General features: G+C 73.2%; 15 protein-coding genes. 11 read left to right on the forward strand and 4 right to left on the reverse strand.

From position 1 onward, the window contains the following. Positions 1-327 precede the first annotated feature (327 nt). From AC5P1B_RS24465 to AC5P1B_RS24475, 3 genes are all read left to right on the forward strand, one after another. Positions 328-993 (forward strand): class II aldolase/adducin family protein, encoded by a 666-nt coding sequence (locus AC5P1B_RS24465; RefSeq protein WP_493889772.1) that lies wholly within the window; start codon positions 328-330, stop codon positions 991-993. Positions 994-1,327: 334 nt separating this feature from the next. Then, positions 1,328-2,455, forward strand: a complete 1,128-nt coding sequence (locus AC5P1B_RS24470) for an alpha/beta hydrolase (protein ID WP_493889691.1) — start codon at positions 1,328-1,330, stop codon at positions 2,453-2,455. 285 nt (positions 2,456-2,740) lie between these two features. After that, positions 2,741-4,390 carry a hypothetical protein gene (locus AC5P1B_RS24475; RefSeq protein ID WP_493889773.1) on the forward strand — a complete coding sequence of 550 codons (1,650 nt, stop codon included), beginning with the start codon at positions 2,741-2,743 and terminating at the stop codon, positions 4,388-4,390. 117 nt (positions 4,391-4,507) lie between these two features. On the opposite strand, the gene AC5P1B_RS24480 is transcribed toward AC5P1B_RS24475, so the two are convergent. Further along, positions 4,508-4,921 (reverse strand): VOC family protein, encoded by a 414-nt coding sequence (locus tag AC5P1B_RS24480; RefSeq protein ID WP_493889693.1) that lies wholly within the window; start codon positions 4,919-4,921, stop codon positions 4,508-4,510. Between the two features lie 306 nt (positions 4,922-5,227). On the opposite strand from AC5P1B_RS24480, the gene AC5P1B_RS24485 reads away from it, so the two are divergent. From AC5P1B_RS24485 to AC5P1B_RS24495, 3 genes are all read left to right on the forward strand, one after another. Continuing rightward, entirely contained in the window at positions 5,228-6,826 is a 1,599-nt protein-coding gene (locus AC5P1B_RS24485; RefSeq protein ID WP_493889694.1) for an ABC-F family ATP-binding cassette domain-containing protein, read from the forward strand. Between the two features lie 408 nt (positions 6,827-7,234). Beyond that, positions 7,235-7,453 carry a helix-turn-helix domain-containing protein gene (locus AC5P1B_RS24490; RefSeq protein WP_493889696.1) on the forward strand — a complete coding sequence of 73 codons (219 nt, stop codon included), beginning with the start codon at positions 7,235-7,237 and terminating at the stop codon, positions 7,451-7,453. Positions 7,454-7,606: 153 nt separating this feature from the next. Further along, positions 7,607-8,386 carry an enoyl-CoA hydratase/isomerase family protein gene (locus AC5P1B_RS24495; RefSeq protein WP_493889697.1) on the forward strand — a complete coding sequence of 260 codons (780 nt, stop codon included), beginning with the start codon at positions 7,607-7,609 and terminating at the stop codon, positions 8,384-8,386. Positions 8,387-8,602: 216 nt separating this feature from the next. On the opposite strand, the gene AC5P1B_RS24500 is transcribed toward AC5P1B_RS24495, so the two are convergent. Then, positions 8,603-9,754, reverse strand: a complete 1,152-nt coding sequence (locus AC5P1B_RS24500; RefSeq protein ID WP_493889699.1) for a hypothetical protein — start codon at positions 9,752-9,754, stop codon at positions 8,603-8,605. A gap of 128 nt (positions 9,755-9,882) precedes the next feature. Here AC5P1B_RS24500 and AC5P1B_RS24505 point away from each other — a divergent pair, with 128 nt between their 5' ends. The 5 genes from AC5P1B_RS24505 (at position 9,883) to amaP (ending at position 12,467) form a co-directional block, all read left to right on the forward strand. Then, the gene (locus AC5P1B_RS24505; protein ID WP_493889700.1) at positions 9,883-10,347 is read left to right on the forward strand and encodes an Asp23/Gls24 family envelope stress response protein; all 465 of its coding nucleotides are present in this window, start codon (positions 9,883-9,885) and stop codon (positions 10,345-10,347) included. A gap of 43 nt (positions 10,348-10,390) precedes the next feature. Beyond that, positions 10,391-10,582, forward strand: a complete 192-nt coding sequence (locus AC5P1B_RS24510; protein WP_493889702.1) for a hypothetical protein — start codon at positions 10,391-10,393, stop codon at positions 10,580-10,582. Positions 10,583-10,591: 9 nt separating this feature from the next. Beyond that, positions 10,592-10,966, forward strand: a complete 375-nt coding sequence (locus AC5P1B_RS24515; protein ID WP_493889775.1) for an Asp23/Gls24 family envelope stress response protein — start codon at positions 10,592-10,594, stop codon at positions 10,964-10,966. 176 nt (positions 10,967-11,142) lie between these two features. Next, the gene (locus AC5P1B_RS24520; protein WP_493889776.1) at positions 11,143-11,829 is read left to right on the forward strand and encodes a DUF6286 domain-containing protein; all 687 of its coding nucleotides are present in this window, start codon (positions 11,143-11,145) and stop codon (positions 11,827-11,829) included. A gap of 8 nt (positions 11,830-11,837) precedes the next feature. Beyond that, positions 11,838-12,467: an alkaline shock response membrane anchor protein AmaP gene (amaP, locus tag AC5P1B_RS24525; protein ID WP_493889704.1), complete on the forward strand. Its 630-nt coding sequence runs from the start codon at positions 11,838-11,840 to the stop codon at positions 12,465-12,467. A 99-nt stretch (positions 12,468-12,566) separates the two neighbouring features. Here the strand turns inward: amaP and AC5P1B_RS24530 are convergent, their stop codons facing one another. Together AC5P1B_RS24530 and AC5P1B_RS24535 are read right to left on the reverse strand one after the other, a co-directional pair. Continuing rightward, complete coding sequence (locus AC5P1B_RS24530) at positions 12,567-13,322, reverse strand: SDR family oxidoreductase (protein WP_493889706.1); 756 nt, start codon at positions 13,320-13,322, stop codon at positions 12,567-12,569. Positions 13,323-13,327: 5 nt separating this feature from the next. Beyond that, positions 13,328-15,313, reverse strand: a complete 1,986-nt coding sequence (locus AC5P1B_RS24535; RefSeq protein ID WP_493889708.1) for a glycoside hydrolase family 15 protein — start codon at positions 15,311-15,313, stop codon at positions 13,328-13,330. Positions 15,314-15,341 lie beyond the last annotated feature (28 nt).

The following is a 15,341-nucleotide window of genomic DNA, read 5'->3' on the forward strand; positions in this document are numbered from 1 at the left end:
GGCCGGACGTCTCCGAACGGCCAGGCGACCGCCACCGGCCGACGCCCACAGCGGCTGAGCGCCGAGCGGACCGTGGGGAACCCGGCGGCGGCCGTGCTGCCCGAAGGCGTCGGAGCGTGGCGCAGAGGCGTAGGGCAGCGAACCGTGGACACAGCCGACCGCACCCGCCGGACGCGCCTGATGACCGGCACGACGGACGAGACCGGACGAGAACCGGAACCGGCAGAGCCGCCAAGACCGCGAAGCAAGACCGCAAAGCAAGACGGCGAGAAGCAAGACGGCGAGAAGCCAGACGACGAAAACGAGAAGGAGAGGGCGAGCGACGACATGACCGGAACGGCGGCGGAACGCGAACACCTACGGCAGACATGGGCGGACGTCGTGGCGACCGCCCGGCGGACGACCGCGGACGGACTGGTGGTCGGCACGTCGGGCAACGTCTCGGCCCGCGTCGGCGACACCGTGCTGGTCACCCCGAGCGGCACCCCGTACGACCGGCTTGGACCCGACGACCTGTGCGGTGTCGACCTCGAAGGACGGCAGACCATCGGGGACCGCGTCCCCACCAGTGAACTGCCGATGCACCTCGCGATCTACCGGGCCACGACGGCCAGGGCGATCGTGCACACGCACGCCGTCCACGCCACCGCCGTCTCCACGCTCGTCACGGCGCTGCCCGCCATCCACTACATGACGGGTGCCCTCGGCGGACCGGTCCGGGTCGCCCCGTACGCGCTCTACGGCAGCGAGGAGCTGGCCGAGCACATGCTGCACGCGCTCAGCGACCGCACCGGCTGCCTGCTCCGCAACCACGGGACGATCGTCTACGGCGACAGCCTCGACCAGGCGTACGACCGCACCGCCCAGCTGGAATGGATGTGCAGGGTCTGGCTCACGGCGGCGGCCGTCCCCGGCCTGACCCCCGCCCTGCTGTCCAGCGAGGAACTGAGCCGCGCGGCGACCAAGCTCAGCACGTACGGCCAGCCGCGATAGGCCGTGTCCGGCGGCTCGTGCTGCGGATTGCGCTGGGGATCGCGCTGGGGAGGGGCAGCCCCCTGTCCGTGCGTCGCGGACCGCGGGTGCGTGGTGGCTGATCGCGCGGTTCCCCGCGCCCCTGACGGGGCGCACACCCCTGCGCCGGACACCCCCTGATCGGCCGCACCGCACCGCACGGGGCCGGGCGCGGCGTTCCCGTCCGGCCGAGGGGTGGCGCGCGCGGGCGCGCACGCGTCACCACGTCTCACTCCCCCCGCGCGGCCCCGTCGCTCATCACCCGGCCGCGTATGCCCACTGGCCGTACGTCGTCGCCCCGCCCACACTGGGGTGGATGCGCATGCGTACAGCGGTGGCCGCGGCCGCCACCACGACGGTGTTGAGTGCCGGTGCGGCCGTGCTGGCCGGACGGTACGTGAGCAACGCCGTCCTCAAGCCGTCGGCCGGGCGCCCGCCGCCGGGTGAGCCGCGGCTGACCGTGCACGCCACCGCCGCCGGGCAGATCACCCTGACCCGCACCCTCGCCTCGCAGCGCCCCGGGACGTACGGCCTCACCGGGGACGGCGTCCACGCGATCGTCGGGCCCGTCATCGAGGGCGCGCCGCATCCCGCCGACTGTGTCGTGCGGCGCCTGGAAGCGGTCACGCACGGCACCGTGCGGCCCGGCGCCCGGGCCTGGCTCACCCCGCAGGTGTACGTCGGCAATCCCAGGGACGCGCTCGGGCTCGACCACGCCGACATCGACATCCCCGCCGAGCTGGGCCCGCTGCCCGCCTGGTTCGTGCCCGCCGCCCGTGACACCTGGGTCATCACCGTGCACGGCATCGGGACGACGCGCGAACTCCCCATGTCCGTCATGCGGTTCCTGAACGACAAACAGCTGCCTGTGCTCGACATGGCCTACCGGGGAGACCCCGGCGCCCCGCGCTCACCCGACGGCGTCAGCCACCTCGGCGAGAGCGAATGGCGCGACGTCGACGCCGCCATCCGCTACGCGACGCGTTACGGCGCGCGCCGCGTCATCCTGCACGGGTGGTCCACCGGGGCGACGATGGTCCTGCACACGGTGGTCCACTCCGCGCTGCGGCACCTCATCAGCGGCGTCGTCCTCGACTCGCCGGTCCTCGACTGGCAGGCCACCCTGCGCGCCCTGGTCGCCGCACGCGGCACCCCCAGCGTGCTGCTGCCGCTCGCCGTGCGAGCCGCGCTGGCCCGTACGCCGCTGCAAGCCGGGCGGTTCGACGCGCTGGGCGATCCCGGACAGCTGACCGTGCCCACGCTGATCCACCACGGCCCGGACGACCACCTGGCGCCGTGGGGTCCTTCCCGGGAACTCGCCGACCGGCGCCCCGACTTGGTCTCCCTGCGCGCCGTGCCCAAGGCCCCGCACGGTGCGATGTGGAACGCCGACCCGACGGGCTACGAAGAGGCGCTGCGCCGCTTCCTGACCCCCTTGGTGTGACGTCCGGGCCGCCTCCGGGCCCAGCTCTCGGCGCGCGCCGCGCACGGCAGGGCACCGCCGCACCGGTCGCCACCGGTCCTGGGCGGCTGGTCCGGACGGGCAGGCGCCGCCCGGGGGCGCAGGGGGCGCGGGAAGGGCGGCACAGCAGTCGCAAGACCATCACCTGGCCCGTGAACGCGGCCGAATGACCACCGATTGGGTTTTCGGGCCGTCAGCGGCAAGACTGCTCTTGTGACGTCCCGTACCCCGCGCGACTCCCGACTCCGACTCGTCCCGCACCGGCCGATGGCCAGTGCCCGCAGGGCAGTGCCGCAGCGCGGCACGCGCCCAGCGCCCCGCCCGCCGGAGGGCACCCCGCCACCGGCGGAACTCGCACGCCAGGCGAGGATCTCGCTCGCCGGTGCCGTCCGGGTCGCCCGCTGGGCCGCCGCCGAGCCCGGCGGCGACGCCTCGCTGCCCCCCGGCGCGTACGGAGTGCTCTCCGACGTGGCGGCCGACCGGGCCGCCGAGGCCCTGGGGCTGACGCCACTTCAGGTGCGCGCCGACTGGGACAGGGCCCGGCTCGCGGGACTGATCGAGCTGCACGGCGGCGCCGCGCGCCCCGGCTGGCGGCTGCGTGCCTGGGACCGCGACGACTCCGCCGTGCTCCGTGGCTGGGTCGCACTGTTCGACGCGTGGTCGATCGCCCGGCCCTGGCCGCCGGGAGCACGCGGTTCGCAGGCCCCGGTGACCGAGGCCACCGGCGCCGCGGCGGTCGCCGAAGTCGTCGAGGCCGTGCCGCAGTTGCTCTCCCTCCTTCAGCTCTCGGCCGGGCCCGTGGGCTTCCCCGCCCTGCTCGACCTGCTGCGCCAGCGCGTCGCCGAGCTGCGGACGGAGCGCTGCGAGGTGCCGTACGCGCAGCGGGCCCCCAAGCCCGGCGGCCCCGGCGGTGCCCCGGCGGCGGGCGAGCGGCAGGCGCCGGGCGCGGCCGGCACATCCGCCGCGGCCGGTGCCGGGCAGGCACCCGCCCCCGGGACGGGGGCGGACGACGCGGCCGACAGCGAGGTGCCCGAGTCGCTGCTGACCTGGGCGCTGGACGGGCTCGCCGCCGTTGGCGCGCTCGTCGTACGCGACGCGGCGCCGGAGCGCGCGGAGGCCACGCCTCCTGGCGAGGCCGGACCCCTGGCCCCCGGCAAGGCGGCGCGGGCCGGGGAAGACGCGCAGCCGGCGGTGGCCGGGCACACCAGTGGTGGCCTGGCCCACGGCGGCACGGACTCCACCGGGCCCGGCGGCACGGCCGACCACCGTGAGGCGGAGCTGACCGCACTGGGCAGCTGGGCCGTGTGGGTCAAGCTGGAACAGATCTGCGTCGCCGCCCAGAGCCCCGCCGGGAACATCGAGCAGCCCGCCGAGGACATGCTGCGCGCCTGCGCGCAGCTCACACCGGGACCGGCCCGCGCCGAATACCGGGCGTGGCTCGCCGCACGGCCGGTCGGCAGCGCGGTCACCGAGCTCCTCGACGCGGCACGCGGCGATGACGCGCTGCTGCGAGGACTCGCCTTCGAGGCGTTGCGCGTTGTCGGCGCCCCCGCCGAGCCCGCCGTGCGCGCGGCCGTCGATGAGTCCCGGCTGCGCCCCTACGCCCTGCTGTGGCTGGCGGAGCAGGCGGGCGCCGACCCCGACGACACCCTCGAAGTGCTCACCCGGGAGGAGGCGACCTGGCTCTGGGTGGACACCGCCGCGGCCATCGCCGACCACGGCGAGATAAGACTGCTGGTGCGCCATCTCGACTCGGCGGTCCAGGGCACGGTCCCCGCACTGCTGGCCGAGGTCAGGGAAGTGGGACACCCGCGCACCGTGCAGGTGCTGGTCGCCCTGGCGGCGGCGCACCCCGACCCCGCCCTGGCCAAGGCGGTGCGCCGGGCCGCGTTCCAGGTGCACACCGGCGGCGTCTAGCCCCAGCCGAACGGCTCAGCCCAGAGCCTTCGCCCGCACCCCGGGGTGCGGGCGGGGAGCGGACGGCGGCCTGGCGACGCGCCCAGGCCCGTGAGGCGCCCCAGCGCCGAGCGCCCGTCAGCCGCCCCCTCCCGGTACGTACGTGCCGAAGCTCCACACGTTGCCCTCGGCGTCGCGGGCCATGTAGTCCCGCGAGCCGTGCTGCTGGTCGGTCGGCGGCATCAGGATCTCCACGCCCTGTTCCGCCGTACGCCGGTGGTGCGCGTCCGGGTCCTCAACCGCCACGTAGATCCCGGCGGGACCGCTGTCCGCCATCGCCTTGCCATAAGCCCCCTCCGAGCGCTTGGTGCCGAGCATCACCATTCCGCCGCCATAGGCCAGCTCGGCGTGGAGCACCGTGCCGTCCTCGCCCTCGTACACGGCATGCTCCGTGAAGCCGAAGGCCGTGGTGAGCTGCTTGATGGCCGCCTTCGCGTCGCTGTACAGCAGGGTGGGGTACACGCCCGGCTGCCCCGTCTTGGTGCCTGCCACGCTGATCACCTCTCGCGTTCGCCGATGGAGTCGCTGATCTGGTGTGATCCACTCCACAGTCTGGCACCGGGGTCCGACATCGGCCCGGACGCCGCTGAGCGGCACGTTCCGGGACCGCCCCGGAAAAGCACTTGCCCGCCCCCGCTACAGTGGTCCGTATGGCAATTCTCCTTGTGCATTAGACGGCGTCTGCCCGCCCTGGTCTCCGGCCGGGGGCCTTGCCCGCCGCAGCCCTTCGTCAGCGTGCCGCGCGGCTGAGGTTTCGCACCCGTCCATTCCGCCGTTCCATCCGCCCTGGAGTTTTCCGTGATCACCGCCTCCGGCCTTGAGCTGCGCGCCGGCGCCCGAGTCCTCATCGAGTCCGCCTCGTTCCGTATCGCCAAGGGCGACCGCATCGGCCTTGTCGGCCGCAACGGCGCGGGCAAGACCACCCTCACCAAGTGCCTCGCGGGCGAGGGCACGCCCGCCGCGGGCAACATCGCGCGCTCCGGCGACGTCGGCTACCTCCCGCAGGACCCGCGCACCGGCGACCTCGACGTGCTCGCGCGGGACCGCATCCTCTCCGCCCGCGATCTGGACTCCGTACTCCGCAAGATGCGCGAGAACGAGGACCGGATGGCGAACGGCCAGGGCGCCACCCGCGAGAAGGCGATGAAGAAGTACGAGCGCCTGGAGACCGAGTTCCTCACCAAGGGCGGGTACGCCGCCGAGGCGGAGGCGGCGACCATCGCCGCCAGCCTCGGCCTGCCCGACCGGGTGCTCGGCCAGCCGCTGCACACCCTCTCCGGTGGCCAGCGCCGCCGGGTCGAGCTGGCCCGGATTCTCTTCTCGGATTCCGACACGCTGCTGCTGGACGAGCCGACGAACCACCTCGACGCCGACTCGGTCGTCTGGCTGCGGGACTACCTCAAGACCTACCGCGGCGGCTTCGTCGTCATCTCCCACGACATCCAGCTCGTCGAGACGGTCGTCAACAAGGTGTTCTACCTGGACGCCAACCGCTCGCAGATCGACATCTACAACATGGGCTGGAAGCTGTACCTCGCGCAGCGGGAGGCCGACGAGAAGCGCCGCAAGCGGGAGCGCGCGAACGCCGAGAAGAAGGCGGCGGCGCTCAACACGCAGGCGGACAAGATGCGGGCCAAGGCCACCAAGACGGTGGCCGCGCAGAACATGGCCCGGCGTGCCGAGAAGCTGCTCTCCGGCCTCGACGCGGTGCGGGCCTCCGACAAGGTCGCCAAGCTCCGCTTCCCCGACCCCGCGCCGTGCGGCAAGACCCCGCTGACCGCCGACGGCCTCTCGAAGTCCTACGGCTCGCTGGAGATCTTCACGGACGTCGGGCTCGCCATCGACCGCGGCTCCCGCGTCGTCATCCTCGGCCTCAACGGTGCGGGCAAGACCACGCTGCTGCGGCTGCTGGCCGGTGTGGAGACGCCCGACACGGGCGAGGTCATCCCGGGCCACGGTCTCAAGCTCGGCTACTACGCGCAGGAGCACGAGACGCTGGACCCGGACCGCACGGTCCTGGAGAACATGCGTTCCTCGGCGCCCGACCTCGACCTGGTCTCGATCCGCAAGACGCTCGGGTCGTTCCTGTTCTCCGGTGACGACGTGGACAAGCCCGCGCGAGTGCTGTCCGGCGGTGAGAAGACCCGCCTGGCGCTGGCCACCCTCGTGGTGTCCTCGGCGAACGTGCTGCTGCTCGACGAGCCGACGAACAACCTCGACCCGGCGAGCCGCGAGGAGATCCTTGGCGCGCTGCGCACCTTCACGGGTGCGGTCGTGCTCGTGACCCACGACGAGGGCGCCGTCGAGGCGCTACAGCCGGAGCGCATCATCCTGCTGCCGGACGGCGTCGAGGACCTGTGGGGCAAGGACTACGCCGACCTCGTGGCGCTCGCCTGACGCGCCTGACGCGCGCGTCGGCCCCGGCGGTCCTGACGCCCCGGGGCCGCTCGTCCGGCACTCGATCCGGTCTTGATCAAAAGATTCTGGATCATTCGGCCGAGGCGTGATCCTTCATCTGAGTGAGACCGGCTCATCTTCCGGCGCGTCTCCTCACGCCCACGCGCGCACTGAGCGTAACGCCGGGCATATTCACGCTGGTCCCGCGAAGCCCGCCTGACCTGCCGCTTCGTCCCGGACACCGAATGGCCGTACGCGTACAGACAAGCGGAATCTGACATTCCTGCGGCCGTGGACGGGCTTACCGGCGGGAACCTTGTCGTGCGGACCTTGTCGAATGGGTGGCCAGGAAGGCGGCTAGGGGTGATCATGAGAGTCCCATAGCGCACTTCCCATGAGGAGGCACGGGTGGCCGAGACTCTGAAGAAGGGCAGCCGGGTAACCGGCGCCGCGCGCGAAAAGCTCGCGGCAGACCTGAAGAAGAAGTACGACTCCGGCGCGAGCATTCGTGCGCTCGCCGACGAGACCGGACGTTCCTACGGGTTCGTCCACCGGATGCTCAGCGAATCCGGCGTGACACTGCGTGGTCGCGGCGGAGCGACCCGAGGCAAGAAGGCCGCGACCTGAGCCTGATACCCGAAACCCTGTTCACCCTCTGACAAGGCGTACCGGTCTTGTCGGCAGCGGCACCCGGTCTGTGATCCGGTCGGCCGAGTGGTTACTGTGCAGTAGTCAACCTGCTGACTGCACCGACCGCTCGCGACCGACCGGAGGCTTGCTGTGACCCTGCTCGACACGGACGGCGTACGTCTCACCGTAGATGACGCCATCGCCACGGTGACCCTGTCCAACCCGGCCAAGCGCAATGCCCAGACGCCCGCCCTGTGGCGGGCCCTGGCCAAGGCTGGGCAGTCACTGCCGGGCAGTGTGCGCGTTGTGGTGCTCCGCGGTGAAGGCAAGTCCTTCTCCGCCGGACTCGACCGGCAGGCGTTCACGCCGGAGGGCTTCGACGGCGAACCCTCCTTCGTCGACCTCGGGCGCGGTCCCGAGGCGGAGCTGGACGCGACCATCGCGGAGTACCAGGAGGCGTTCACGTGGTGGCGGCGCAATGACATCGTCTCCATCGCGGCCGTGCAGGGCCACGCCATCGGTGCGGGCTTCCAGCTCGCGCTCGCGTGCGACCTGCGCGTCTGCGCGGAGGACGCGCAATTCGCCATGCGCGAGACCAGCCTCGGCCTGGTGCCGGACCTGACCGGCACCCAGCCGCTGGTCTCCCTCGTCGGCTACGCCCGTGCGCTGGAGATCTGCGCGACGGGCCGTTTCGTCCACGCGGCGGAGGCCGAGCGCGTCGGGCTGGCGAACCTCGTCGTGCCCGCCGCCGAACTCGACTCCGCCACCCAGGATCTGGCCGCCGCGCTCCTCTCGGCTCCCCGGGACGCGGTGATCGAGACCAAGGCCCTGCTGCGCGGAGCTGTCGGACGGACGTACGAGGAGCAGCGCGTGGCGGAGCGCGCGGCGCAGGGCCGTCGGCTGCGCGACCTCGCCGGTCTCGCCGACTGAGACCCAGCCCGGCCCAGCTACAGATCAGCCTCTCCCCAGCCGCATGCCTCGCCGCACTCCGGCGTGCCTGAGGACGTGCGTCCGGGGTGGCGGCGGACGCGGAGGCGTGAGCGGCCGCTGAGGCGGCGCGACGGCGAGTCGCGTCCCTCGCGATTGGCCTCGCGGTCGGCGGGGGACCGGCGGCTCAGACCTCCCGGTGGACGACGGGCGCCCGCATCAGGCGTCCGCCGTTTCGACGGCGGTGACCAGCACGGCCACCGTCACCGGCCCAGTGGCGTCCGCCGCGGCGACCTCGCCGACCTCCGCGCGTACGGCACGGGCGACGTCCACCGCGCGATGGCCAGCCGCGACGGCCACCTGGACCTGCACACGCCGCGCCCCTGACGCCCCGCTCACGGTGCGGGCCCGGCGGCCCGCGTCGCCCGCGCCCGCTGCCGCACCCCCGGCGGCGGGGCCACCGGCGGGTCCCTCGGCAGAGTCGCGGGGCAGCGCTTCGGAAGGGCCACGGGGCGGGCTGTCGATCCGTACCGGCCGGGTCAGCCCGCCCAGCGCCGCGGCGAGCCGGGCCACTCCCGGCACGGCCTCGGCGGCTGCCGCCGCCCGAGCCTCGGGGCCGCTCCCCGCACCGCCCGTGGGGCCGCCGGCCGGGCGTGCGCGGAGCGCGGCAGGGCTCGGCCCACCGACAGCGTCAGGACCCGCCCCAGCCGAGCCCGGACGCGCGGCGGTCGCGGGACCGGCGGTGCCGACGTCACCCACGTACTCCCTACCATCCGCGTCACCGGTGCCATGGGCGCCTTCGCTGCTTCCGGCGCCCTCGGCAGCCCGGTTCCGCTCCCGCTCGGCGCCCTGCTCCCGCTCTTCGTCTCGCTCTCCCTCGCCGTCTTCGGTGGGTTCGTCGTCGAGCAGCCCTGTCACGCGGAGATCGACCGTCTCGATGTCCAGCCCGAGCCGTGCCGCCGATGCGGTGAGCAACGCTTCCCGGAGCCGGTCAGCCGAAGCGGGCAAGGGCTGGTCGGCCGCCGCCATGAACTCGCCGTCCACCCGTAGCGGGCCGGGCGGAAGCGCGCTCGACGGGGCCGGGACGGCCGGTTCGTCGGCCCTCGCCGGGTCCGCGAGGTCGACGCGCAGGGTGCCGAGCACCACTCCGGGTACCTTGCCCGCCGCATGCCGCAGTACGCCCTCCGCCGCGTGCTCGGTGAGCCAGGCGCCGTCCCGCGCGTCCCCCAGGGGCAGCAGTCTGCCGAGCCCCAGCTGCTGCCGTACCGCCTGTGCCAACCCGTCCGCCACCACAGTGCGCCACCCTTCCGCCGTACGGCGCTTCGCCGTATGCCGCTCAGCCTGCCGTACACCACCGCCCGAACGGAGCACGACCCACAGGCTCCTGACGGGCGTTCCCACGTCTGCCACGCCCCGAGGGCGCTGCGCCGTGAGGGCGCCTACCGTGAAAGTGAGGAACGGAAGGCCGCTGCCTCCCCCATGGAAAGGGACGATGGGCGATGACGGACACGACTGAGAAGCAACGGACTGAGAGCGCTTCCCCAGGAGCCTCGACACCCCAGCGAGGCGGTGGCCCCCCGGCATCTCGTGGCCGGACGAGTATCGCGGACGGCGTGGTGGAGAAGATCGCGGGCATGGCGACCCGCGATGTGCCTGGCGTACACGCCATGGGCAGTGGGCTCGCGCGTACCTTCGGCGCGGTGCGGGACCGGGTCCCGGGCGGCAGCCGGTCGGTGACACGCGGTGTGAAGGCCGAAGTGGGCGAGGTGCAAACGGCACTTGACCTGGAAATCGTCGTGGATTATGGCGTCTCCATCGGTGATGTCACCCGCAATGTGCGCGAAGATGTCATTTCCGCCGTCGAGCGGATGACCGGCCTGGAGGTCGTCGAGGTGAACATCACGGTCAGCGATGTGAAGCTGCCGGACGAGGAAGACGAAGAGCCCGAGTCGCGGCTCCAGTAGCCGTGGCCGCGGAGCTGGGCTCAAGGACACGAGGGAGCTCACGATGAGCATGGCGATGGTCGGCCTGATCGCCGGAATGGCGCTGGGCTTCGCCGGATACTTTGGCGGCTTCGGGGCCTTTCTGCTGGTCGCGGCGTTGGGCTTGATCGGCTTCGTGGCCGGGAAGTTCCTGGACGGGGACCTGGAGCTGGGGGACTTCTTCCGTCCGCGCGAACGCGACGGACGACGGCGGTGAGGCCGAGTGGTGCGGTCCGGTGACCGGGGCGCTACCCGGATCGCTGACCGTGTCGTCGCGAAGATCGCTTCGCAGGCGGCACGCGAGGCGTTACGCGACGGTGGGACCGAGCCGAGTCCTCCACGGGGCGGCAAGCCGCCGCACGCCGCCGTCGCCATTCGACGAGGACACGGCCGCGACGGCGGCAACGGGGAGGCCAGGGTGCGGGTCGCCGTCGAACTCGGCTATCCCTCGGACTTCGGCGCCCAGTGCGGCGCCGTACGTCGTCAAGTGAGGCAGCGGGTCAAGGTGTTGGCGGGGATGGACGTGCGGGAGGTGGCGGTTACCGTCGAGCGTCTGCACGCACCGGAGCTGGAGAGCGCGGGTCAGGGGAGGGCGCAGTGAGCCACGACGGACCAGACGCCGGCGACAGCGCGAACGGAGAGCCAGAGAAGAGAACGAGCGACGAGCACGAGCTCCCTGAACCCCCCAAAGCCCCTGGCGCGCCCGGAGCGCCTGAAGCCACCGACGGCCCAGGCTCCCCGGGCCCTACGGGAGCTTCGTCCGTTACGGGAGCCACGCTGCGACTGCCCGCCTCGGACGCCGCTCACCTCGCGCGCGCGGGCGCCGCCGCCACGTCCGGCACGGACGCGAGCACCGGCACGGACGCGAGCACGCAGACGGACACCGGCACCGGCACTGAAACGGATACCGGCGGCCCAGAGGTGCGAGCCGGGCGTTTCTGGTCACCTCGCCGGGTGCCCGCCGCGCTGCTCGCCCTCGTCCTGCTGGGCGCGACCGGCCTGCTCCTCTACGACGTCGCGGCGGTACGGGCCGACCGGTCCGCGATGCGCTGGCGGCGGCGGCTCGCCGACGAACTGGCCACCCGGCCGCTCGACGACGCGGCGGTCGTGGTCGGCGCGGCGGCCGCGGTCGTTCTCGGCCTGTGGCTGCTCATCCTCGCGCTGACTCCCGGCCGTCGCCGTGTGCTGCCCATGCGACGGGACTCGCACGACGTACGGGCGGGCCTGGACCGGTCGGCGGTGGCCCTCGTCCTGCGGGACCGGGCGATGGAGGTCCCCGGAGTGCGGTCGGTACGGGTCGACGCCAAGCGGCGGAAGGTCAAGGTCCGCGCGCAGTCGCACTTCCGCGATCTGGACGAGGTGGCGGCGGATCTGGGCGGGGTACTGGACGACGGAGTCCGGCAGCTGGGCCTCGCCCGGCAGCCGAAGCTGATCACGCAGGTCCGGCGGCCGACGAAGAGATGAGGCGACAGATGTCGGCGAAGCGGGTACGGGTGGGGCGCGCGAGGGTGCGTGCCGTCAACCGGGTGCTCATGGGGCTGGCCGGGGTGGTGCTGATGGCGCTCGGCGCCGCTGTGCTCATCGGCGGGCTCGACCTCCAGCGGCGCTGGGGCTTCAGCCTGCCCTCCAGCTGGCCCTTCGACGGGCCGCACGATGTGCTGCTGACCCACGAGGACCGTCGCCGCTGGCGCGATGACGACTGGTGGTGGCCCGCCGTCATCGCTGGGCTCGCCCTGCTCGTCCTGCTGTCGCTGTGGTGGCTGCTGGCCCAGGCGCGGCTGCGCCGGGTGAGCGAGGTGCTGGTCGACAGCGGTGAGGGGGAAGGCGCCCTGGTACGCGGCCGGGCACTGGAAGGCGTGCTGGCGGGCGAGGCCGAGGCGATGGACGGCGTCGAGCGGGCCCATGTGCTGCTACGAGGCGGCCGGACGGCTCCCGAAGCCCGGATTCGCCTCGTACTGGCCCCTCACGCGCAGCCGGCGGCCGTGCTGGCGCGGCTGCGCGACGAGGCACTGGAGCACGCGCGCGCGTCCGCCGGACTGGAACGGCTGCCCGCCGAGGTGCGGCTGCGCGCCGCGCGCCACCGGCCGGAACGCGTCAGCTGACGGACGCCCCCTTCGCCGCGGCCGGCGCCCGGTCCCTTCACTGCGGCCGGCGTCCGGTGGCACCCCGGCGGGAAACGGGTCGGCCGGGGCCGCGCCGGGTCAGATGCCGTGCAGCGCTCCGCCGTCGACCGGGAGCATCAGTCCGGTGAGGTAGGAGGCGGCGGGGGACAGGAGGAAGGCCGCGGCGCGGCCGAACTCCTCCGCCGTGCCGTAGCGGCGTAGCGGAACGCGGGCGCTGCTCTGCTGACGCGCGGCGTCAGCGTCGCCGGAGAGGCCGTCGAGTTCCCGTACCCGGTCGGTGTCGATGCGGCCGGGCAGCAGCCCCACGACGCGGATGCCGCGCGGCCCCAGCTCGTTCGCGAGGGACTTCGCGAACCCGGCGAGGCCGGGCCGCAGCCCGTTGGAGATGGTCAGCCCGGGGATCGGCTCCCGTACCGAACCGGACAGCACGAAGCCGATCACCCCGCCCGAGGTGAGCGACTCGGCCGCAGTCCGGGCCAGCCGGACCGCGCCCAGGAAGACGGACTGGAAGGCCGCCTCCCACTGGGCGTCGGTGTTGTCGGCGGCCGACCCGGCGGGCGGGCCGCCGACGCTGATGAGGATGCCGTCGAAGCGGCCGAAGTGATCACGGGCGGCGTCGATGAGCCGCTGGGCGGTCGCCGGGTCGGCGTTGTCGGCGGGCGCGCCGTGCGCGCCGGGCCCGAGGTCGTCCGCCGTGGCGGTCACCGTCTTCTCGTCACGTCCGGTGATGATGACCTTCGCGCCGTCGGCGACGAGCTCGCGGGCGGCGGCGTGACCCAGGCCGCGGGTGGCACCCGTGACGACGTAGACACGGTCCTTCAGTCCAAGATCCATGGGCCTCAGTCTGCCGTGGCCGGACCGGTGAGCGCGAGGGCCGCCGTCACCAGGCCGATGTGGCTGAACGCCTGCGGGAAGTTCCCGAGCTGGCGGCGGTGGGTGACGTGGTACTCCTCGGCGAGGAGGCCGACGTCGTTGCGGAACGAGAGCAGCCGCTCGTACAGGGCGACGGCGTCCTCCGTACGGCCGATGCGGTGCAGCGCGTCGGCCAGCCAGAACGAACACACGAGGAACGGGGCTTCCCTGCCGGGCAGCCCGTCGACGGCCGAGCCGTCCGCGCTGTACCGGCGGATCAGGCCGTCCTCACCCAGTTCACCGCGGACCGCGTCCACGGTGCCGATGACACGCGGGTCGGAGGCGGGGAGGAAGCCGACCTGGGGGATGAGCAGGGTGGCGGCGTCCAGTTCCGTGGAACCGTAGGACTGGGTGAACGTGAAGCGCTCCCGGTCGAACCCCTTCTCGCAGACCTCCCGGTGCACCTCGGCCCGCATCGCGCGCCAGCGGTCCGCGTCACCCGGCAGGCTGGGATCGCTTTCGAGGGTGCGGACCGCGCGGTCGGCGGCCACCCACGCCATCACCTTGGAGTGCACGAAGTGGCGGCGGGGGCCGCGCACCTCCCACAGCCCTTCGTCGGGGTCGCGCCAGTGGGCCTCCAGGAAGTCCAGGAGCGCGCACTGCAGGCTCCAGGCCGTCGGCTGGGCGGACAGGCCCGCGTTTCTGGCGAGGGCGAGGGTGTCGATGACCTCACCGTAGATGTCGAGCTGGAGCTGCTTGACGGCGTCGTTGCCGATCCTGACGGGCGCCGAGCCCTCGTAGCCGGGAAGCCAGCTCAGCTCCGTCTCGGCCAGTCGGCGCTCACCGGCCAGCCCGTACATGATCTGGAGGTCGGCCGGGTCACCGGCGACGGCGCGCAGCAGCCAGTTCCGCCAGGCCGCGGCCTCCTCCTGATATCCGGTGGCGAGCAGCGCGCTCAGGACGAGGGTGGAGTCCCGCAGCCAGCAGTACCGGTAGTCCCAGTTCCTGACGCCGCCGATCTCCTCGGGAAGCGAGGTCGTCGGGGCGGCGACGATGCCGCCGGTCGGCGCGTAGATGAGCGCCTTCAGTGTGATCAGGGACCGGACGACGGCCTCCCGGTACGGCCCGTCGTAACAGCACTTGCCCACCCACTCGCGCCAGTCCTCCAGGCTGTGCTTCAGCGCTTCGTACGGATCGACGAGCTCCGGCCTGGGCTCGTGCGAGGGGTGCCAGGTGAGCACGAACGCCACCTGCTCTCCGGCGCGTACGGTGAACTCCGAGCGGGTGCTGAAGTCCTGCCCGTACGTCTCCACCTCCGGCTCGCTGCGCAGCCAGACCGAGTCGGGCCCGGCGACCGCGACCCGGTGGCCGTCGGTGTGCCGCACCCAGGGCACGATGCTGCCGTAGTCGAAGCGGAGCCGGAGCACGCTGAGCATCTCGACGGTCCCGGAGACGCCCTCGACGATACGGACGACGTCGGGGGCGCGGTCGCGCTGCGGCATGAAGTCGAGAACCCGGACCGTCCCGGTGCTCGTCTCCCAGACGGTTTCGAGCACCAGGGTGTCGGGGAGGTAGGCGCGGCGGGTACAGCGTGCGTCGCCGCCTTCGTCGTCTGTGGTGGCCGTGCCGCCACCGCTGCCGTGGGGGCGGGTGCGGGCGTCGGTGCCGGTGTCGCTGTCGTCGCCCTGGATGCCGCCGGTGGCACTGTCCTCGCTGCCGATGTCCGTGCTGGGGCCCGGGTTGTCGGGGGCACCCGTGTCACCGCCGTCGGACTCGGCACCGTCGGCGCCGTGGGCGTGGGTGACGGGCGCGAGCCGCCAGTGGCCGTTGTTCCGGTCGCCGAGGAGCGCCGCGAAGCAGGCGGCCGAATCGAAGCGCGGCAGGCAGAGCCAGTCGATCGAACCGTCCCGGCCGACCAGCGCGGCGGTCTGGAGATCGCCGATGAGGGCGTAATCGTCGATGCGTTGGGCCATGCCCGAGCGTGTTCCCGCTGACGGCGGC

It is taken from the genome of Streptomyces sp. A01, assembly GCF_059026195.1.